At 71.9% G+C, this 19,112-nt stretch carries 23 protein-coding genes and 1 riboswitch; of the genes, 3 read left to right on the forward strand and 20 right to left on the reverse strand.

Annotated elements, in window-relative coordinates; translation table 11 throughout:
- Positions 1 to 303: 303 nt before the first annotated feature.
- A complete protein-coding gene (locus tag KV097_RS08600; RefSeq protein WP_220347176.1) occupies positions 304 to 597 on the forward strand; it encodes a DUF4333 domain-containing protein in 294 nt (97 codons plus the stop codon).
- Positions 598 to 614: 17 nt separating this feature from the next.
- Here KV097_RS08600 and KV097_RS08605 read toward each other — a convergent pair whose 3' ends face one another.
- Entirely contained in the window at positions 615 to 1,088 is a 474-nt protein-coding gene (locus KV097_RS08605; protein ID WP_308289377.1) for an SseB family protein, read from the reverse strand.
- Positions 1,089 to 1,153: 65 nt separating this feature from the next.
- Between KV097_RS08605 and KV097_RS08610 the strand changes: the two genes are divergently transcribed.
- Positions 1,154 to 1,618, forward strand: a complete 465-nt coding sequence (locus KV097_RS08610; RefSeq protein WP_220365648.1) for a hypothetical protein — start codon at positions 1,154 to 1,156, stop codon at positions 1,616 to 1,618.
- 47 nt (positions 1,619 to 1,665) lie between these two features.
- Here KV097_RS08610 and KV097_RS19735 read toward each other — a convergent pair whose 3' ends face one another.
- The 11 genes from KV097_RS19735 to fmt all read right to left on the reverse strand — a co-directional run bounded on the left by KV097_RS19735 (position 1,666) and on the right by fmt (position 10,960).
- Positions 1,666 to 2,082, reverse strand: a complete 417-nt coding sequence (locus tag KV097_RS19735) for a PH domain-containing protein (RefSeq protein WP_220344666.1) — start codon at positions 2,080 to 2,082, stop codon at positions 1,666 to 1,668.
- Positions 2,083 to 2,120: 38 nt separating this feature from the next.
- Entirely contained in the window at positions 2,121 to 2,966 is an 846-nt protein-coding gene (gene hisG, locus KV097_RS08620; RefSeq protein WP_220344665.1) for an ATP phosphoribosyltransferase, read from the reverse strand.
- Between the two features lie 99 nt (positions 2,967 to 3,065).
- A complete protein-coding gene (locus KV097_RS08625; RefSeq protein ID WP_220344664.1) occupies positions 3,066 to 3,329 on the reverse strand; it encodes a phosphoribosyl-ATP diphosphatase in 264 nt (87 codons plus the stop codon).
- Between the two features lie 6 nt (positions 3,330 to 3,335).
- Entirely contained in the window at positions 3,336 to 3,809 is a 474-nt protein-coding gene (gene ribH / locus KV097_RS08630; RefSeq protein ID WP_220344663.1) for a 6,7-dimethyl-8-ribityllumazine synthase, read from the reverse strand.
- Positions 3,806 to 5,107 (reverse strand): bifunctional 3,4-dihydroxy-2-butanone-4-phosphate synthase/GTP cyclohydrolase II, encoded by a 1,302-nt coding sequence (locus tag KV097_RS08635; RefSeq protein ID WP_220365649.1) that lies wholly within the window; start codon positions 5,105 to 5,107, stop codon positions 3,806 to 3,808. The genes ribH and KV097_RS08635 overlap by 4 nt, the downstream gene beginning before the upstream one ends.
- Entirely contained in the window at positions 5,104 to 5,799 is a 696-nt protein-coding gene (pnuC, locus tag KV097_RS08640; protein ID WP_220344661.1) for a nicotinamide riboside transporter PnuC, read from the reverse strand. The genes KV097_RS08635 and pnuC overlap by 4 nt, the downstream gene beginning before the upstream one ends.
- Positions 5,796 to 6,413 carry a riboflavin synthase gene (locus tag KV097_RS08645; protein ID WP_220365650.1) on the reverse strand — a complete coding sequence of 206 codons (618 nt, stop codon included), beginning with the start codon at positions 6,411 to 6,413 and terminating at the stop codon, positions 5,796 to 5,798. The genes pnuC and KV097_RS08645 overlap by 4 nt, the downstream gene beginning before the upstream one ends.
- Entirely contained in the window at positions 6,413 to 7,462 is a 1,050-nt protein-coding gene (gene ribD / locus KV097_RS08650; protein WP_308289378.1) for a bifunctional diaminohydroxyphosphoribosylaminopyrimidine deaminase/5-amino-6-(5-phosphoribosylamino)uracil reductase RibD, read from the reverse strand. The genes KV097_RS08645 and ribD overlap by 1 nt, the downstream gene beginning before the upstream one ends.
- 90 nt (positions 7,463 to 7,552) lie before the next feature.
- A riboswitch (FMN riboswitch) is annotated at positions 7,553 to 7,683 on the reverse strand.
- A gap of 99 nt (positions 7,684 to 7,782) precedes the next feature.
- Positions 7,783 to 8,454, reverse strand: coding sequence for a ribulose-phosphate 3-epimerase (gene rpe, locus KV097_RS08655; RefSeq protein ID WP_220365651.1), 672 nt, complete (start codon positions 8,452 to 8,454; stop codon positions 7,783 to 7,785).
- A 216-nt stretch (positions 8,455 to 8,670) separates the two neighbouring features.
- The gene (locus KV097_RS08660; protein ID WP_220365652.1) at positions 8,671 to 10,044 is read right to left on the reverse strand and encodes an RsmB/NOP family class I SAM-dependent RNA methyltransferase; all 1,374 of its coding nucleotides are present in this window, start codon (positions 10,042 to 10,044) and stop codon (positions 8,671 to 8,673) included.
- Positions 10,037 to 10,960: a methionyl-tRNA formyltransferase gene (fmt, locus tag KV097_RS08665; protein ID WP_220365653.1), complete on the reverse strand. Its 924-nt coding sequence runs from the start codon at positions 10,958 to 10,960 to the stop codon at positions 10,037 to 10,039. Before fmt ends, KV097_RS08660 begins: the two co-directional genes overlap by 8 nt.
- A gap of 135 nt (positions 10,961 to 11,095) precedes the next feature.
- Here fmt and KV097_RS08670 point away from each other — a divergent pair, with 135 nt between their 5' ends.
- Entirely contained in the window at positions 11,096 to 12,088 is a 993-nt protein-coding gene (locus KV097_RS08670; RefSeq protein ID WP_308289379.1) for an LD-carboxypeptidase, read from the forward strand.
- 43 nt (positions 12,089 to 12,131) lie between these two features.
- Here KV097_RS08670 and KV097_RS08675 read toward each other — a convergent pair whose 3' ends face one another.
- The 8 genes from KV097_RS08675 to KV097_RS08710 form a co-directional block, all read right to left on the reverse strand.
- The gene (locus KV097_RS08675; protein ID WP_308289380.1) at positions 12,132 to 14,153 is read right to left on the reverse strand and encodes a primosomal protein N'; all 2,022 of its coding nucleotides are present in this window, start codon (positions 14,151 to 14,153) and stop codon (positions 12,132 to 12,134) included.
- Between the two features lie 44 nt (positions 14,154 to 14,197).
- Positions 14,198 to 15,391, reverse strand: a complete 1,194-nt coding sequence (gene metK, locus KV097_RS08680; RefSeq protein ID WP_220344655.1) for a methionine adenosyltransferase — start codon at positions 15,389 to 15,391, stop codon at positions 14,198 to 14,200.
- Positions 15,392 to 15,454: 63 nt separating this feature from the next.
- Positions 15,455 to 16,675 (reverse strand): bifunctional phosphopantothenoylcysteine decarboxylase/phosphopantothenate--cysteine ligase CoaBC, encoded by a 1,221-nt coding sequence (coaBC, locus tag KV097_RS08685; RefSeq protein WP_220344654.1) that lies wholly within the window; start codon positions 16,673 to 16,675, stop codon positions 15,455 to 15,457.
- Between the two features lie 22 nt (positions 16,676 to 16,697).
- Complete coding sequence (rpoZ, locus tag KV097_RS08690) at positions 16,698 to 16,991, reverse strand: DNA-directed RNA polymerase subunit omega (protein WP_220344653.1); 294 nt, start codon at positions 16,989 to 16,991, stop codon at positions 16,698 to 16,700.
- A 9-nt stretch (positions 16,992 to 17,000) separates the two neighbouring features.
- Complete coding sequence (gene gmk, locus KV097_RS08695) at positions 17,001 to 17,618, reverse strand: guanylate kinase (RefSeq protein WP_301021946.1); 618 nt, start codon at positions 17,616 to 17,618, stop codon at positions 17,001 to 17,003.
- On the reverse strand, positions 17,611 to 17,931 hold the full coding sequence (gene mihF, locus KV097_RS08700; RefSeq protein ID WP_220344651.1) for an integration host factor, actinobacterial type: 321 nt from the start codon (positions 17,929 to 17,931) through the stop codon (positions 17,611 to 17,613). The genes gmk and mihF overlap by 8 nt, the downstream gene beginning before the upstream one ends.
- A 119-nt stretch (positions 17,932 to 18,050) precedes the next feature.
- Complete coding sequence (locus KV097_RS08705; protein ID WP_220365655.1) at positions 18,051 to 18,620, reverse strand: hypothetical protein; 570 nt, start codon at positions 18,618 to 18,620, stop codon at positions 18,051 to 18,053.
- Between the two features lie 106 nt (positions 18,621 to 18,726).
- Complete coding sequence (locus KV097_RS08710) at positions 18,727 to 19,092, reverse strand: hypothetical protein (RefSeq protein ID WP_220344649.1); 366 nt, start codon at positions 19,090 to 19,092, stop codon at positions 18,727 to 18,729.
- Positions 19,093 to 19,112: the final 20 nt, after the last annotated feature.

Here is a 19,112-nt window from a genome sequence, read left to right on the forward strand (position 1 = left end):
ACCACCGTGAACGAAAAAATGGCCTTCGCTTGCGAAGCGAAGGCCAGGGTCCCCACGCATGAGATGCGCGCTGTCTCCTCGACGGTCCGGAGGACGTCTCGGTGACGAAGAACCCGACGATCCGAAGATCGCCCAGGTGGGAGTGGTCTCCACTTCGACGGCCCACAGTAGCAGACGGTCCGAACCGACCGAAATCCGACGGGGATCGTGCCGAGCACCACCGTCCAGGGTCAGAGCCTGCGACAGATTTGTTAGGCTTCCGCGCGTCCCCGGCCCTCCCCGGGACATGACCGAGGAGCAGTTGTGAGGATCCCCCTGCGTGTCGTGGCCGTCTGCGGCGCAGCCGCCCTGCTCTCCGCCTGCGGGAGCGAGCCGATCGACGCCGACCGCCTCGAGCAGCGCATCAGGACAGGGTACGAGCGCCAGGTCGAAGGGACCACGGTGAAGTCCGTCACGTGCCCCAGCTCGCTCAAGCGGGAGCCCGGCGTCACCGCCACCTGCCGCCTCACGCTCTCGACGGGTGTGTCCGGGACGGTCGACATCCGTGTGCGTGACGACAAGAAGATCGAGTGGAAGGTCGCCGGCGCCGCGGGCTGAGGCCAGGGACCCGCGGGCTAGGAGTGCCGGGTCCAGCCCCACGAGCCGCCGACCAGGACCAGCTCGTCGCCGGCGGCGAGGTGCTCGAGGTCGTCGGTCTCCACCACCACCGGCACGGTGCCGGCGAGGTCGAGAAGCAGCGCCGTGGCGCCCTCTGCGAGCGCGGCGCGTGCCGCCTCGCGGGCCCACACCGGCACCGGACGCGCCTCGGGGCGCCAGCGCCGGAGCGTCTCGAGCGCGCTGAACGCGAGGAGACCCTTGCGGCCGTCCGCCCCCGTGAGCATGACCGTCGCCATGTCGGCTTCCTTGTCGCCGTCGGTGGCCGTCTCACCCCGTACGGCGACGACCGGGACCAGCACCCGGGCGCGGGCGAGGGCGACCAGGACAGGCCCGAGGTCACCGTCGGCGTCATACGCCGTCAACGCCGCAGCGAGGCCCGGATCGACCGAGCCGTCGTCGCCCGGGAACGCGGGTTCAGCCAGAGATGCCACACCCACCACGCTAACCGGTGGGCACGACCGCGCCTGCTCCGAGGTCGGTGCGGCAGACTGGGGGCATGACCGCCGATGCCGTCACCCTGCTCCCCTGGGCAGCCCTGCTGTCCGCGATCGCCGTCTTCTTCGCGTGGCGGGCGTGGAAGGCAGGCGACCGTGCCGCCGTGGTCCGGCGCGTCGGATGGGCGCTGGTGCCATGGGCGCTCTGGCTCGTAGGGGCGCTGAAGCTCGTCGTACGCATCGGGTCCGCCGTCGCCGACTGGGCGGCCGGGTTCGTCTTCCGGCCCTCCGTCTGGCTCGGCATCGCCCTCGCGATCGTCGCGGTGCTGTTGATCGTCGCGGGGTCGCGGGGCCGCGGCAAGAGTCGTGCCGTCGAGGGCGGTGCGCCCACGAGGGACGCCCCGGCGGTGGGGGCCACGCCGAGCACGCGCCGGAAGAAGGGCAGCCCGAAGAAGAGCGGCGCCACGGCGCAGGACGACGACCTCGCCGAGATCGAGGACATCCTGCGACGGCACGGCATCGAGTAGCCGTCGCAGGTCGCCCTCACCGGTGCGTTCGCGTGAGCGTCGGCGGCTCAGCGCCCGGCGTCGAGGATCCGCTCGCGCAGGTACCAGACCGCGTCCCGTGCCCGCGGGCCGTCCGACGCCGGGATGCCCATCATCATGATGCGCCGGTCGTCCCGGGTCGCCAGCACGGGCCACGGGGCACCGGACGAGTAGGCGACATCGACGATCTCCGACCACCGGAGGTCGTGGTTCCGATAGCCGTTGCGGACGTGCAGCCCGTCGTTGTCGGCGATCACGCGACTGCGCCCGATCCCCCACATCGCGGCGTCGAACGCCAGAAGGAACAGGGCTAGCGTCGCCGTCTGCGGCCAGGTGAACTGCGCGCGGACCTCGGCGGGCAGGGTCAGCGCGATCGCGAAGAACAGCACCCACAGGCACACGATGGCCACGATCCCGACGACGCGGGGTCCGACAGGTCGGAACACCCGTCGACCGTCAGCCGCCGCGCCGGGCGTCTCGCCGCTCACAGCCGGCACGCCAGGATGTCGGTGACGAGCGTGCCGCGTGCGCCGAGGGTCCACAGCTCGTCCATGACCTTCTGGGCAGCGTCCCGACGCACCATCGAACGGACCGCGACCCACCCTTCGCGATGAAGCGGCGACACCGTCGGCGACTCGATCCCGGGGGTGAGCGCCACGGCGGCCTCGACCTGCTCGACCCGGATGTCGTAGTCCATCATCACGTACGACCGGGCGACCAGGACGCCCTGGAGACGACGCTCGAACACCGCGAAGCCGTCCGGCTCCGGGCGGTCCTTCGGACGGATGACGACGGCCTCGGAGGTGAGGATCGGCTCACCGACCACCTCGAGGCCGGCCTGTCGCAGGGTCGAACCGGTCTCGACCACGTCGGCGATCACGTCGGCCACGCCGAGGCGTACCGACGACTCGACCGCACCGTCGAGGCGGATGACCTTGGCGTCGAGTCCTCGCTCCTCCAGCCAGGCGCGCACGATGCCCGGGTACGAGGTGGCGATGGTGCGACCGCCGATCGCATCGAGGCTCGGCAGCTGACCCAGCGGTGCTGCGAAGTGGAAGCTGGATCCGCCGAAGCCCAACGACACCACCTCGTCGGCTGCCGCCCCGGAGTCGAGGAGCAGGTCGCGGCCCGTGACTCCGACGTCGAGCGTGCCCTCGCCGACGTAGATCGCGATGTCACGCGGACGGAGGTAGAAGAACTCCACGTCGTTGTCGACGTCGAGGGTGACGAGGTCCCTGGTGCTGCGGCGCTGGCGGTATCCCGCCTCGACGAGCATCTGGGCGGCGGACTCGGACAGCGAGCCCTTGTTGGGTACGGCGACTCTCAACATGGCGGTCTTCCCGATCGGTTCTGGTGCTCACCGGACCCGGAGGCACGGCGGTCGTCTGCAGGCGAAGGCACGGGCAAGGGTGACGTGGCAGCTTGCCCGTCACAGATGCGCGTAGACGTCGTCCAGCGTCAGTCCCTTGGCGAGCATCATCACCTGCACGTGGTAGAGCAGCTGGCTGATCTCCTCGGCCGTCCGCTCACGGGTCTCGTGCTCAGCCGCCATCCACGACTCGGCGGCTTCTTCGACCAGCTTCTTGCCGATCGTGTGCACGCCGCCGTCGAGCTCGACGACGGTGCGCGAGCCCTCGGGGCGGTTCACCGCCTTGTCGCTCAGCTCGGCGAAGAGTGCGTCGAAGGTCTTCATCGAGGCCTAGCGTACCGAGGCGAGGACGCGCGCCGTCGCGACGGCTGCCTGCGCCGCCTCCCGACCCTTGTCCTCCCTGCTGTGGGGCAGGCCGGCACGGTCCAGCGCCTGCGCCTCGTCGTCACAGGTCAGCAAGCCGAACCCGACCGGGACCCCGGTCTCGAGGGCGACACGGGACAGGCCGTCCGTCGCGGCCTGGCAGACGTAGTCGAAGTGCGGCGTGCCACCTCGGATCACGACGCCGAGCGCGACGACCGCGTCGTACCCGCTGCGGGCGTAGGCCTGGACGACGGGTGGGAGCTCGAACGAGCCGGGAACCCGTACGAGGACAGGCTCGGCGCAGCCCATCGCCGAGAGCGCGTCCTTCGCGCCGGCGATCAGTCCGTCCATCACCACGGTGTGCCACGACGACGCGACGATCGCGATCTTCAGGCCGTGTCCGTCGGCGCTGCTCAGGTCGGGCGACCCCTGTCCGCTCATCGTGCGTTCTCCTCCATGTCGGCAGCCTTCTCCTCGATCTCGACCAGGTCCGGAAGGTGGTGTCCCATCCGCTCGGCTTTGGTCTGCAGATACCGCAGGTTGTCCTCGGTCGGGTTGATCGCCAGCGGGACACGCTCGGTGACGGCGACCCCGAAGCGCTCCAGCGCCGCGACCTTGTCCGGGTTGTTGGTGAGCAGCCGCACCGAGGACACGCCCAGGTCGCGCAGGATCTGCGCTCCGTCGGCGTAGTGCCGGGCGTCGATGGGCAGCCCGAGCGCCAGGTTGGCGTCGACGGTGTCCTGACCGTCGTCCTGGAGCGCGTACGCCCGCAGCTTGGCGAGCAGTCCGATCCCCCGTCCCTCGTGCCCCCGCAGATAGACGATGACGCCGGCACCGTGCTCGGTCACTGCGGCCATCGACGCCTGCAGCTGCGGGCCGCAGTCGCAGCGCTGGGACCCCAGCACGTCCCCGGTCAGGCACTCGGAGTGGACCCGGACCAGCACGTCGTTCCCGTCACCCAGGTCGCCGTGGACCAGCGCGACCTGCTCGTTGCCGTCGACGACGTTGCGGTAGCCGTACGCGGTGAACGTGCCGAACTCGGTCGGCAGACGCGTCTCGACCTCCCGCTCCATCTGCGACTCGTGCCGACGGCGGTAGGTGATGAGGTCCTCGATCGAGATCATCGCCAGGTCGTGCTCGTCGGCGAACTCCCGCAGGCGCGGCGCCCGCATCAGGCTGCCGTCGTCGTTGATGAGCTCGCCGATGACACCGGCAGGCGTCAGGCCCGCGAGGCGGGTGAGGTCGACCGCCGCCTCCGTGTGCCCGGCTCGCGCCAGGACGCCGCCGGGCTTGGCGCGCAGCGGAAGGATGTGGCCGGGCTGCACGAGCTCACGCGGCTCGGTCGCGGAGTCGGCGAGGACTCTGACGGTGCGTGCCCGGTCGGCGGCAGAGATGCCGGTGGTCACGCCGTCGCGGGCGTCGACGGAGATCGTGTACGCCGTCTTGAGCCGGTCGCGGTTGTGCGGCGTCATCAGCGCGATCCCGAGCCGGTCGAGGATCTCGCCGGTCACCGGCGCGCACACGTACCCGCTGGAGTAGCGGACCATGAGCCCCATCAGCGCCGGGGTCGCCTTGCTGGCCGCGAAGATCAGGTCGCCCTCGTTCTCGCGTCCCGGGTCGTCCACGACCACGACCGCCTTGCCGGCCGCGATGTCGGCGACCGCCCGCTCGACCGTGTCCAGGCGTACGGCGTCCAGCGCCTCGTACGGGTCGGGATCCTGCTTCGCCGCAGTCCTCATGCCACCGCCTCCGCTCGCGGGTCGTCGATCCTCGGTGCCTCGTCGCGTGCCGCCCGCCGCCACACCACGAAGCCCCAGACGACGAAGCCCGCGTAGACCGCGTAGAGCACCGCCGACGGGTAGTACTGGAAATAGATGAGCTCGGGGACGCCGACCAGGTCGACGGCGATCCACACGAGCCAGAAGTCCACCCACCCTCGGGCCATCGCGAAGGTGGCGAGGATGGAGCCGACGAAGATCCACGCGTCGGCGACGTAGTACCAGCCCGGAGCCGGCCAGCCGGCACCGATCTGGGTGAACAGCCACGCGCAGAAGACGACGGCGATCGCGCCGGCGAGCAGGTACGCCGTCCGCTCGCGCCGGGTCGCCCAGCGCGGGACCACGGCCGGCGCATCGGGCTCGGTCCGGCTGCTCCGCCAGCGGTACCAGCCGTAGACCGAGACGGCGACGAAGAACACCTGGCGCGCGGCCTGCCCGAAGAGCGGCGCACCGTAGCCGCCGAGCGCGGTCCCGAGGAACACGGTGAACAGCAGCACGTTGCCGACGATCCCGACCGGCCACGCCCAGACCTTGCGGCGCATGCCCCCGATCGCGGACGCCAGCCCGAACCCGTTGCCCGCGATCTCGCGCCACGCGATCGGGTGCCCGCCGATCGTCAGGTGGGCGTCGTAGAGGTCGATGAGGACGCTCATGAGCGCGGTTCCCCCTCGGTCGCGCGGCCAGAGGCGAGCAGACGCTCGACGTACTTCGCGAGCACGTCGACCTCGAGGTTCACCGGGTCGCCCGGCTGCTTCGTGCCGAGCGTCGTCGCCGCCAGCGTGGTCGGGATCAGCGAGATCGTGAAGGTCTCGTCGTCGACGTCGACGACCGTGAGCGACGTGCCGTCGACGGTGACGGAGCCCTTAGGAACGAGGTAGCGACCGAGCTCGCGGGGATAGGCGACCGCGACGACCTCCCAGTGCTCGCTCGCCGTCCGCGACGCGATGGTCCCGGTACCGTCGACGTGTCCCTGGACCACGTGACCGCCGAAGCGTCCGCCGGCTCGCATCGCACGCTCGAGGTTCACCGGGTCGCCGACCGCCAGCGCACCGAGCGAGGTCTTGTCGAGCGACTCCTTCATCACGTCCACGGTGAAGGTGTCGGCATCCTGGTCGGTCACGGTCAGGCAGCAGCCGTTGACGGCGATCGAGTCGCCGCGGCCGGCGTCGGAGACCACCAGCGGACCGCGGAGGGTGAGCCGGATCGCGTCGTCCTGCTCCTCGATGCCGGCGACGCTGCCGAGCTCCTCGACGATTCCTGTGAACATCAGGCGCCTTCTTTCCGGGTGGATCCGGCCCGCTGAGGGCGGGCGGTCAGCCTCAGGTCGGGGCCGATTCGGGTGATGTCGGTGACGTCGAGCCGTACGGTGTCCGCGATCGTGTCGATGCCGGTCCCCCGCAGGGCGTTCGGGCCGGCGCCGAGGAGGGCGGGTGCGAGGTAGGCCACCACCTCGTCGACGAGTCCAGCAGCGATGAACGCACCGGCGAGCACCGGGCCGCCCTCGAGCCACACGTGGCGGATCTCCCGCTCGGCGAGCGCAGCCATGGCGTCGTCGACGTCGCGGGTCGGCAGGTGCAGGAACGGTGCCTCGTCGTCGCGGACTCGCGCGTCGGCCGGGACGGAGCGCTCACCGATCACGACCCGCGCCGGCTGCTCGTCGTACGGCAGGGGCGCGTCCTCGTCGTCGCGGAGGGTGAGTCGCGGGTCGTCGGTGATCACGGTCCCCGTGCCGACGACGATCGCGTCGCACACGCTGCGCAGACGCTGCACGTCCAGACGCGCGGCCGACCCGGTGATCCACCGGCTGGTGCCGTCGGCGGCAGCGCTGCGCCCGTCGAGGGTCGCGGCGAACTTCCAGGTCACGAACGGCCGGCCGGTGCGTACGGCGTGGGCCCACGCTGTGTTCAGCGCCTCAGCCTCGTGGGCCAGCACTCCGCCCTCGACGTCGACGCCCGCCGTACGGAGCCGATCGGCACCGCCGGCACCGATCGGATTCGGGTCGTCCATCCCGTAGACCACCCTGACGACCCCTGCGGCGATCAGCGCCTCCGAGCACGGACCCGTGCGGCCGGTGTGATCGCACGGCTCCTGCGTGACGACGACCGTCGCCCCGCGAGCCGCCTCACCGGCGTGCGTCAGCGCATCGACCTCGGCGTGCGGCGTCCCCGCACCTCGGTGGGCGCCCACGGCGATGACGGCTCCGGACGGGTCCAGGATCACGCAGCCCACGCGCGGGTTGGGCAGCGCCGTGTGCACCGCGTCTCGGGCGGCGGCGAGCGCGCGCCGCATCGCCGTTTGCTCGTGATCGTCTGCCACCGGTCCGCCCTCTCGTCTACTGACGCGGGCTCCGGGGTCGTCGAACGGACGCCTCTGCGTGCGGACCCACGGGTCCCACGTCAGAGGTGTCTGCGTGATCCTCCCATCCGGACTTTCACCGTCGGTCCTGGAGTTCCACCAGGTCAACCAGTCGCCCGGAGGCTTCTGGGTCGCGGACTGTCACCGCCGGCTCGGAATTACACCGACCCCGGAGCACGCAATGCTCTGCAGCCAGTGTACGAGAGGCCCCGCGACACCCGCACCATCCCGCCGGTCGGTGAGACGTACGCCACTCGCGCCCAGGGGTGAGCCGGGGCTCCTCAGGCGTGACGGTGGTTCGCGGCCGCGGCCTGCTCCCGCAGCTGGTCGACCATCGCCGCCGGGTCGTCCGCGCCGAAGACCGCGGAGCCGGCGACGAACGTGTCCGCACCGGCCTCGGCGCACCGCTCGATCGTCGTCGCGGAGACTCCGCCGTCGACCTGGAGCCAGATGTCGCCGCCGTGCTTGTCCAGCAGCGCCCGGGTGCGCCGGATCTTCGGGAGCATGATGTCGAGGAACGCCTGCCCACCGAATCCCGGCTCGACGGTCATCAGCAGCACCATGTCGAGCTCGGGGAGAAGATCCTCGTACGGCTCGATGGGGGTAGCGGGCTTGAGCGCCATCGACGCCCGTGCGCCACGCGCGCGCAGCTCGCGGGCGAGGCGTACGGGCGCGGCCGCCGCCTCGACGTGGAACGTCACGCTGCCCGCCCCGGCCTCGGCGTACCCAGGCGCCCAGCGGTCGGGGTCCTCGATCATCAGGTGCACGTCGATCGGGGTCTCGGTGACCTTGCCGATCGCCTCGACCACGGGCAGGCCGAGCGTGAGGTTGGGGACGAAGTGGTTGTCCATGACGTCCACGTGCAGCCAGTCGGCGTTCGCGATCCGCGTCACCTCGCTCTCGAGGTTGGCGAAGTCGGCGGAGAGGATGCTCGGCGAGATGCGCAGGCCCATGGCGTCAGGCTAGCCGGACCCGCCGATGTGCCCGACACGTGAGTCCCCGTCCCCTGCCGCTCGCGGGTCACCGTCGCGCGCTCGCGGGTCACCGCCGCGCGCTCGCGGGTCACCGCCGCGTGCTCGCGGGTCACCATCCGCGCAGAGAGTGACCCGCGGACGCCAGGAAGTGACCCGCGGGCGCCAGAGGGTGACCCGCGAGCGGAGAGGAAGGGGTCAGCGGGTGCGGCGCAGGGCCGCGACGAACATCGCGTCGGTCCCGTGCAGGTGCGGCCAGAGCTGGACGTACGGCTCCGAGCGCTCGAGGTGGGGCACACCGGCGAGCACGCTGGTCGCGTCGACGAGCTCGACGTCGTCACGTGCGGCGAGCACGGCCTCCACGACCTCGCGGGTCTCGCGCCGGTGCGGCGAGCAGGTCGCGTAGGTCACCACCCCGCCAGGTCGCGCAAGGTCCACCGCATGGTTCAGCAGGTCGCGCTGGAGCACCGTCAGGTCGTCGAGGTCCGACTGCTGCCGGCGCCACCGCGCCTCGGGGCGCCGCCGCAGCGCGCCGAGACCGGTGCAGGGCGCGTCCACGACCACACGGTCGTACGCGGTGCCGGTCTCCAGCGTGCGTCCGTCCTCGACCGACACATCGACGTGGTCGAGCAGCCGCACGGCCGATCGGACGAGCTCCGCACGGTGCGGCGTGACCTCGTTGGCGAGCACGTGCGCGTCACGTCCGCCGGCGATGGCGCCGAGCAGGGCCGCCTTGCCGCCGGGGCCGGCGCAGAGGTCGAGCCAGTGCTCGTCGGCCCCGTCGACGGCGAACGACGCGGCGGCGATCGCGACCAGCTGCGACCCCTCGTCCTGGACGCCGATCCGACCCTCGCGCACGGCCGGCACGGCGCCCGGGTCACCGCCGGCGAGCCGGAACGCGTACGGCGACCACTCCCCCGCCTCGCCCTCGAGGCCCTCGAGGTCCTCGGGCTCGGCGAGTCCCGGGCGAGCCACCAGCGTGACCCGCGGAGGTGCGTTGTCAGCCGCCAGCAGCGCCGCGAGCTCCTCCGGCGCGGCGTCGCCGAGCGCATCGCGGAACGCCTCGACCACCCATCGCGGGTGTGCGTGGACGACCGCCAGGTGGCCGACCGGGTCGTCGTCGTACGGCGGGGCGACGCGCGACACCCACGTGTCCAGGTCAGCGGCGGCGACCTTGCGCAGCACCGCGTTGACGAACGAGGCGGGCCGGTGCCCGATCACGGCGCGGGTCAGGTCGACGCTGGTCGAGACCGCCGCGTGGCTCGGCACCCGCATGGCGAGGAGCTGGTGGACCCCCAGCCGCAGGACGTCACGCACCGGGGCGTCGATCCCCTTGGGAGCGAGCCGGTCGAGCACCGCGTCATAGGTGCGGGACCGCCGGATCGTGCCGTGGGTCAGCTCGGTGGTGAAGGCCGCGTCCCGTCCCGTGATGGCGTTCTCGCGCAGGAGGCCGGGCAGCAGGAGGTTGACGTAGGCGTCCTGCTCCTCGACCGCGCGCAGCACCTCCCACGCGACCCGACGGGTGGGGTCGACGCGCTGGCGCGTCTGCGGACGGTCGCGGCGCTCAGCCAAGACGGGTCCCCGACTCGAGACGGGCGCCTCGCGCCCAGTCCGCGGCCGGCATCGCCTTCTTGCCGTGCGGCTGGACGTCGCCGAGCATCACGTCGGTGGTGCCGGTGCCGACCCGGACCTCCGACTTCGAGACACCGAGCGCGCCCGGCTTCAGCTCGGCGCTGTCGAGCACCGTGACCGGCCCGACCTTGAGGCGCTCGTCGCCGTAGGTCGTCCACGCGCCCGGGGCGGGAGTGCAGCCGCGGATCCGCCGGTCGACCCCGAGGGCGGGCGCGGACCAGTCAACCCTCGCGTCCTCGGTGGTGAGCTTCGGCGCGTACGACAGCCCGTCCTCCGGCTGGGGGCGCGCCTCGATGTCACCGAGGGCGAGATGGTCGAGCACGTCGACGAGCAGGCCTGACCCCACGTCGGCCAGCCGCGCCAGCAGCGTCCCCGCGGTGTCCTCGGGCCGGATGCGCTCGGTCAGCAGCCCGAAGACCGGACCGGCGTCGAGCTCGGGGACCAACGAGAACACCGACGCGCCCGTGACCTCGTCCCCGGCGATGAGTGCGTGCTGCACAGGTGCGGCTCCACGCCAGGCGGGCAGGACGGAGAAATGGAGGTTGACCCAGCCCAGGCGCGGGATCGCGAGCACGTCGGCCGGGATCAGCCCGCCGTAGGCGACGACGGGTGCGCAGTCCGGAGCGATCTCGCCCAGGCGCGCCACGAAGTCGGGATCGCTCGGACGCGGCGGCCGCAGGACCTCGATCCCGAGGTCGAGTGCCCTCGCAGCCACCGGAGACGGGCGCAGCGTACGGCCGCGGCCGGCGCGCGCGTCGGGTCGGGTGACGACGGCGGCCACCTCGTGGTCGCTCTCGACGAGGGCATCCAGGGCAGGCAGCGCGACCTCGGGGGTCCCGGCGAAGACGAGTCTCACAGGACCAGCGTAGGGGGCGCCTCCTGCCGAAATCCGGTCGCTCCGCGCCACCCGCGGTGATGGGGTGGGGGTATGGAGCATCAGCCGCACCCCGTCGTCCATCCCCCGAAGCCCCGACAAGGCGACCGTGTCGCGGTGCTCTCCCCCTCCTTCGCGGCCCCCGCGTACTTCCCCGCCGTCCACGAGCAAGCGATGGTCCGGTTGCGCGAGGTGACCGGTCTGGAGCCGGTCGAGTACGCCACGACACGGGCCGACTCCTCCGCAGAGGCACGGGCGAGCGACATCAACGCCGCATTCGCCGATCCCGACATCCGCGCGATCCTCGCCACGGTCGGCGGCGACGATCAGATCACGGTCGTCCGCCACCTCGACCCCGCCCTCGCCCGCGCCGACCCCAAGCCCTTCCTCGGCTACAGCGACAACACCAATCTCCTCAACTGGCTCTGGGTGAACGGCGTCGCCGGCTTCTACGGCGGATCGACGCAGGTCCACCTCGGGCCGGGACCCGGTGTGGACGCGGTCCACGCGGCCTCGTTGCGCGCGGCGTTGCTGTCCGGCGGCGCCCTCGAGCTCAGCGAACCCGGGGAGTCCGAGGACACCGGGAGGCCGTGGGACGACCCGACCGCGCTGACCGCGTACGGCGAGCGCGAGGCCACGGAGCCGTGGACCTGGCACGGCCCGGCACGCTCGGTCACGGGCCGCACCTGGGGCGGGTGCCTGGAGGTCCTCGAGTGGATCCTCACCGCCGACAGATTCCCTTTCCCGCCGAGAGTGCTCGACGGGGGTGTGCTGCTCGTGGAGACCTCCGAGGAGCTGCCCTCGGCACAGACGGTGGGTCGCATCCTCCGGTCGATCGGTGAGCGCGGGCTCCTCTCGGCCGTCGACGCGGTCGTCATCGCGCGCCCACCGACGTCCGACCTGGAGCACCGACCCCCGACCGACGAGCGTCGACGCCTCCGCGACGCCCAGCGAGACGTGGTCACAGCGACCGTCGCGACCTACAACCCGGAGGCGGTCGTCGTCGTCGGCATCCCCTTCGGACACACGCGTCCCCAGTGGATCGTGCCCTACGGCGGCACGATGACCGTCGATGGCGAGCGGCAACGGGTGGTGGCCGACTACTCCTGACAGCGCCTGGTCACCGGGGTCCGCCTCGACGGGCCGCAGCCTGTCAGCCGAGAGCCTGGGGATCGATCGCGATGCGGTACGGGCGAGCCTTGTGCACCGCCCGCTCAGACTGCGCCACCTGCAACCGGCGCGCGAGGGCAGCACCCTCCGTACGGGGCACTGCCACGATCAGCCGACCCCACGGGTGGTCCTCGTCCTCCCCTGCCGGCCGGAGCTCCACAGGCCCGAGGACCTGAGCGTGCTCCGGCCACGGTCCACCCGCGAGCTCGCGGAGGGCGGGCAGCTCGCCCTCGACGGCTGCGAGCCGGGCCGCGGGCGGGAGCCGGGTCTCGATCCGGGCGACCAGCTCTCGCTCGGCGTGGCCGACGGGATCGGCCCGCACCAACGCCTGGAGCACGGGCAGCCCGGGATCTCCGACGGCGACGACCTGGCCGCCGTCGGTCGACGACCGCACCAGCGCGGAGGCGTTGAGCCAGCGGCGCAGCGACTCCTCGTGCGTCCGCAGGTCGGGTCGGGAGAGGGAGGCGGCGGTGTCGAGGAGCAGCGCGGCAGCGTATCCGCGCTCGGCGCGCGGCTCCGCCCCCGGCGTCGCGACGACGATCGCCGGCTCGTCGGGCACCTCGCGCAGCACCGCGTCACCGGCGGAGCTGCGGACCCGCACGCCGGGGAAGGCGCGCCCGAGCTCTTCTGCGGTACGCCGCTCCCCCGACACCGGTGCCCGCAGCCGCCGCCCCCCGCAGGTGGGGCACGACCAGTCGGCGGCCGCCTCGCCGCACCACCGGCAGCGGGGGGCGTCCCCGGGCCGGTCCTGGCCGAGGGGTCCGCTGCAGCGCCCGCACCGGGCCGGTGTCCGGCAGTCCTGGCACGCGAGTGCGGCCCGATAGCCGACGCGCGGCACCTGGACGAGCACCGGGCCGACGGCGAGCCCCGACCGGACCGCGGCGAACGCCGCGCCGGGGATCCGTGCGGCCTGGAGCGCCCCCGCCCCCGCGTCGATGGTGATCCGCGCCCAGTGCACACGGCGTTCGCGCATCGGGGCCGTGAGAGAGCGGCACCACCCGGAGGCGACGAGCTGCTGGGCCTCGGCCGTGCGTGCATAGCCTCCGACGAGCACTCCGCACCCGGTGTCCCACGCCCGCGTCAACAGGACCTCACGGGCGTGCGGGTACGGCGCCCGTGGCTCGGCGAGCAGGTCGTCGCCGTCGTCCCAGACGGCGACGAGCCCCAGGTCGTGCACGGGTGCGAAAGCGGCCGCACGGGTGCCGACCACCGCGCGGACCTGACCTCGGGCGAGGGCGAGGAACGCCGCGTAGCGTGCCGACGGACCGAGGTCGGCGGTGAGGACCACATGGCGGCCCGGTCCGAGGACCTCGGTGAAGACGGCATCGGCGCGCACCACGTCGGAGACGTCGGGGAGACAGACCACCGCCCCGCGTCCCGAGCGCAAGACGGCGTCGACGGCCTGGGCGAGCGCGCGCTCGGGCGGATCGGACGGCACAGCGTTCCACACGGCGCGGGGGCCGGAGCCGTCGGCAAGGGCGTGGACGAAGTCGGAGCCGCCCTCGTACACCGCCCAGGCGTCGTCCTGGGCAGGACCGCGCGGCTCGATCGCGACCTCGCGCGGGGCCCTCTTCTCGGTGCGGGCATGACGGGGCGGGACGGCCAGGCGGACGACGTCGGCGAAGACACCGGCGTAGCGGTCGGCGACCTCGCGGCACAGGCGGACGACGTCGGGACGCAGCACCACCTCCGGCGAGAGGACACGACCGAGTCGGCCCAGACGGCCGACGTGCTCGGTCGTGGCCGCTCGCTCGAGGACGAAGCCGCCCACCTGCTTGCCGGCGAAGCGGACGGTGACTCGACAGCCAGGCACCGCGTCGTCGGCCAGGTCGGCCGGCACCAGGTAGTCGAACGGGCGGTCGAGGTGGGCGAGACTGACGTCTGCCGCCACGCGCGCGATCGGGAGGTGCTCGGCGGCACCGGCGAACCGTGGGTCGGCCGCGCGCGGCCCCGGCGGAGGGGTCTCCTCCACCAGGGCCGGCTGAGCGTCGCGCGTCTCGGTCACCAGGTAGTTCTACCAAGGGGTCCGGACGTGGGCGTGTGCCGCAGTCAGACTCCGGCGGCCGCGCGCAGGGCGTCGGCCCGGCCGGTCCCCTCCCAGGTGAACTCGGGGAGCTCGCGTCCGAAGTGACCGTAGGCCGCGGTCTTGGCGTAGATCGGGCGCAGGAGGTCGAGGTCGCGCACGATCGCGGCGGGACGCAGGTCGAAGACTTCATCGACGGCGGAGACGATGCGCTCCAGCCGCACCTTCTCGGTGCCGAACGTCTCGATGTAGAACCCGACCGGGTGCGCCTTGCCGATCGCGTAGGCGACCTGGCACTCGACCCGGCTGGCGAGTCCGGCCGCCACGATGTTCTTGGCAACCCACCGCATCGCGTACGCGGCGGAGCGGTCGACCTTGCTCGGGTCCTTGCCGGAGAAGGCGCCACCACCGTGGCGAGCCATGCCTCCGTAGGTGTCGATGATGATCTTGCGGCCGGTCAGGCCGGCGTCGCCCATGGGGCCGCCGATCTCGAAGCGACCGGTCGGGTTGACCAGCAGCCGGTAGTCGGCGTGGTCGATGTCGAACGTGTCCAGGACCGCGTCGACGACGTGCTTCTTGACGTCGGGGGTGAGCATCGCCTCGAGGTCGATGTCGGCGGCGTGCTGGGTCGAGACCACGACCGTGTCGACCCGGACAGGCCGGTGGTCGTCGTCGTACTCGATGGTGACCTGGGTCTTGCCGTCGGGACGCAGGTAGGGAACCGTGCCGTCCTTGCGTACGGCGGTCAGCCGCTCCGCGAGCCGGTGCGCGATCGTGATCGGCAGCGGCATGAGCTCGGGGGTCTCGTCGGTGGCGTAGCCGAACATCAGCCCCTGATCACCGGCACCCTGCAGGTCGAGCGGGTCGGCCGAGCCCTCGGCCCGCTCCTCGTAGGCCTGGTCCACGCCCTGGGCGATGTCGGGCGACTGCTGGCCGATCGTCACGGTCACACCGCAGGATGCGCCGTCGAAGCCCTTGGTCGACGAGTCGTAGCCGATCTCGAGGACGCGGTCGCGCGCGATCCGGGCGATGTCGGCGTACGCGCGGGTGGTCACCTCTCCACCGACGAGGACGAGTCCGGTCGTCACGAACGTCTCACAGGCGACGCGCGCCTGGGGGTCCTGCGCGAGGAGTGCGTCGAGCACGCTGTCGCTGATCTGGTCGGCGATCTTGTCCGGGTGACCCTCGGTCACGGACTCAGAGGTGAACAGGCGGCTCACAGGGTGTCCTTTCGGCTGCCGTTGGACGAGTCGACCCAGCCTATACCGCGGGTCGGCGAACGATCAGCCGTTGTCCAGACGCTGGGCGACCGTGTCCCAGATCGCGTGGGCGACCGCGACCTTGGGGCCGTACGGGACCTCGGCGACGCTGCCGTCGCGGCCGAGGACGACGACCTCGTTGTCGGCACGGTCGAACGCCTTGCCTCCGCTCACGTCGTTGAGAACCAGGAAGTCGCAGCCCTTGCGTGCCAGCTTGGCCCGAGCGTGGTCGAGGACGCCCGCGCTGTCGTCCCCGGTCTCGGCGGCGAAGCCGACGATCAGCGGCGCGGCGGCGCCCGAGCGACGCTCGACGAGATCGCGGAGGATGTCGGGGTTCTGGACGAGCGTGACCTGCGGGACCGACCCGGCGTCGTCCTTCTTGATCTTGGTCGCGGCCACTGCGGCGGGACGGAAGTCGGCGGGCGCCGCGGCCATCACCACCACGTCGGCCGACCCAGCCCGCTCCAGCATCGCGTCGTGGAGCTCGGCGGTCGTCTCGACCCGGACGACGTCGACACCGGCCGGCACGGGGACCGACACGTTCGCGGCGACCAGCGTGACCTTCGCTCCTCGGGACACGGCGGCCTGGGCGATCGCGATGCCCTGGCGCCCGGAGGACCGGTTGCCGAGGTAGCGGACGGGGTCGAGGTATTCGCGGGTGCCTCCGGCACTGATCAGGACGCGCACGTCACCGAGGTCGTTCGTCCGCGCCTCGTCGCGCGCAAGGACGGCCAGTGCGGCCTCGACGACCTCGCCCGGGTCGGGGAGACGCCCTTTGCCGGTGTCCTTGCCGGTCAGTCGACCCACGGCGGGCTCGAGAACGATCACGCCGCGCGACCGCAGCGTGGCCACGTTGGCCTGGGTCGCCGCGTGCTCCCACATCTCTGTGTGCATCGCCGGTGCCATCACGACCGGGCACCGGGCGGTGAGCAAGGTGTTGGTCAGCAGGTCGTCGGCCAACCCGTGCGCGGCCTTGGCCAGCAGGTCGGCGGTCGCCGGTGCCACGACGACGAGGTCGGCGGACTGACCGATCGAGACGTGCGGGACCTCCGGCACGGACGTGAAAACGTCCGTGCTGACCGGCTGTCCCGACAGCGCCTCCCAGGTCGGGGCACCGACGAACTTCAGGGCCGCGGCCGTCGGCACCACGCGCACGCGGTGGCCGGACTCGCTGAACCTGCGCAGGATCTCCGCGCCCTTGTAGGCGGCGATGCCGCCGCCTACACCCAGGACGACGTTGCTCATGGGCTTCGACGCCGTCAGCAGGTCATGCCTGCTTGGCGCCCTGCTCCTCGGCGTCGGGAGTCTCGGGCTCGGTCTTGAGCAGGCCACCGTCGATCTCGCGCAGCGCGATCGAGAGCGGCTTCTCCTGGACGTGGGTGTCGAGGAGCGGACCGACGTACTCGAGCAGGCCCTCGCCGAGCTGCGCGTAGTACGCGTTGATCTGGCGGGCGCGCTTGGCGCTCACCAGGACGAGCTCGTACTTCGAGCCCACCTTGCTGAGCAGGTCGTCGATGGGCGGGTAGGTGATGCCTTCAGGGGCAGCCTGGGTGCCGGACACGTGGTGGCCTCACAAGGGATTCGTGGGTGTGCCCCGGACGACGTCCGGGGGATTCTGGACCAATGCTACCAACTCGGCACAGGCGCGGCGGACGTCGGCGTTGACGATCGTCACGTCGAACTCCTTCTCCGCGGCGAGCTCCACCCTGGCGGTGGCCAGCCGACGCTCGCGCTCGGCCTCGTCCTCGGTCCCTCGTCCGACGAGGCGGCTGACCAGCTCCTCCCACGACGGCGGCGCGAGGAAGACGAACAACGCCTCGGGCATCGCCTCGCGCACCTGGCGGGCACCCTGGAGGTCGATCTCCAGCAGGGCGGGCGTGCCGGCGGCGAGGTGCTCGTCGACGGGAATCCGGGGTGTCCCGTAGCGGTGGTTGCCATGGACGACCGCCCACTCGAGCATCTGCCCGTCGTCGACCAGCCGGTCGAACTCGGCCGGGGTCACGAAGTGGTAGTGGACCCCGTCGACCTCTCCGGGCCGTGGAGGTCGCGTCGTGGCCGACACCGAGATCCAGATGTCAGGATGCTCGGCGCGCACGCACGCCGCCACCGTGCCCTTGCCGACAGCGGTCGGTCCTGCCAGCACGACGAGCCGGGCAGCGCCCGAGGCGGGGGGCACGGACTCAGCCACGGTTGGCGAACTCGTGCTCCAGAGCCGCGATCTGCTTGACGCCCAGTCCGCGCACGCGCCGCGAGTCGGCGATGCCGATCCGCTCCATCATCTGGCGAGCACGCACCTTGCCCAGGCCGGGCATCGACTGCAGCAGGTCGTAGACCTTCATCTTGCCGACGACGTCGTTGGTCTGGCCGTCCTCCAGCACCTCCGAGAGCGAGGCACCCGAGTGCTTGAGGCGATTCTTGATCTCGGCGCGCTCACGGCGCGCGGCCGCCGCCTTCTCGAGCGCGGCCTGGCGCTGCTCAGGCGTGAGCGAAGGAAGGGCCAACGTGGGTCACCTCGTGGGGTCGGGTCGATTCAGTGAACTTAGCCAGGGTTTCCGCAGGGCGGCAACACGAAGTCGCCCACCGCGGCGCGGGTCGGCGACAGCCTAGTAGGCCGCGCTGGTCACGACGCGGAGAGGTCGACCCGGCACACGCGCTTCACCTGCGCCTCGACCGCCGCACGGGTCTTCGGGACGCGGCTCTGACGCTGCACGGCCTTCCGGACGGCGACCCGTTGCTGCGCCGAGAGCTCGGCGGTGACGGAGGCGTCGGCAATGTCCTCCATGCGCAAACCCGCTCGTGCGATGCCTCGCTGAAGGTCGACCAGGCTCTTGTGGAGCACGCCCCAGCGAGGCGCGACACCCCGTGGCGATGCATCGCGGACCGCAGCGACCGCCGCCACGGTCTCGCTCAGCGCGTCGTCGGTGGGGTAACCGTCACGACCGATGCCGGTGAGACGGTCGCGATGGGCGACCACGACGTCGCAGTACGGCGAGGTGACAGGGCGCGGCGTCGGCGACGCCGTCGCGGACGGGGTCGCCGACGCCGTGGCCGGAGCGTCTCCGCTCGCCGAGGCCTCGTCACCGGCCGCGGCGGCAGGCATGTCCTGGTCGCGGTCCTCGCCGCCGCTGCACCCGGCGAGACCGACGACGAGAAGGACAGCGACGACGGTGGGAAGCGTGCGACGGGACATGCGGGGGGCCCTCCTCAACGACACCGGACACGAGGTGACACCAGAGGTGCACCCCGAGGTCCCAGCACCTTAGCCCGCGATCGGGGTCCCCGAGAAGGGACCCGAGCTAGCTGGTGCTCTCGTTCAGGTCGATGTCGCAGTCGGCCTTGACCTGCTTCTCGAGGTCCTTGCCGGCCTTCTCCAGCTTGGCGGAGTCGACGTCGGCGACATCGCCCTTCTGCACGGCCTCGTACGAGGTGATCAGGATGTCCCAGTTCTCCTTGGTCTTGCCCGAGGCCTCGTCGCGAACCTTCTTGAGACTGTCTACCGCGGCCTTGATGTCGCCCTGTCCCGTGACGCCGTTGATCGACTTCGCGGCGGACCGTACGGAGTCGCAGTAGGCCTCGTTGGTGTCCTTGTCGTCTCCACCGCATCCGGCCAGGGTGGCGACGGCCAGCGTGGCGCTCGCGATGGCGAAGGTGAGACGGCGCATGGAAGCTCCTTGTCGTGCGG

Origin of the sequence: Mumia sp. zg.B17, from assembly GCF_019550915.1 — a bacterium.
GTDB lineage: Bacteria > Actinomycetota > Actinomycetes > Propionibacteriales > Nocardioidaceae > Mumia.